Genomic DNA, 293 nt, shown 5'->3' on the forward strand with positions numbered 1-293 from the left:
TGGGAGTAGCGTGAATCGTCCGAGCAGGTTGTGCAAGGCGGGGAACGGGCACCTACGGCGAGCGTTGTATATGGGGGCGTTGAGCGCGGCACAGCATGAGCCACGAACCCGAGAGTTTTATCAGGCGCTGCAGAAGAGGGGAAAAAAGAAAATACAGGCGATATGCGCCATCATGAGGAAGTACCTGACCGGTCTGTGGAGCTGTATAAAACACGGTCAGGACTTCGATGCAACGAAACTGTTCAGCGAAAAACACCGGCAATCGCTTGACGCTTAACAGAGTATCTACGGAG

The 293-nt window shown here is 53.9% G+C and carries 1 protein-coding gene; it reads left to right on the forward strand.

Annotation, left to right across the window (positions count from 1 at the left end; all coding sequences use genetic code 11):
• The first annotated feature begins 10 nt into the window (after positions 1-10).
• Entirely contained in the window at positions 11-277 is a 267-nt protein-coding gene (locus U869_RS32965) for a transposase (RefSeq protein ID WP_369795617.1), read from the forward strand.
• Positions 278-293 lie beyond the last annotated feature (16 nt).

The organism is Serratia sp. H1w, assembly GCF_000633355.1.
Taxonomy (GTDB): domain Bacteria; phylum Pseudomonadota; class Gammaproteobacteria; order Enterobacterales; family Enterobacteriaceae; genus Chania.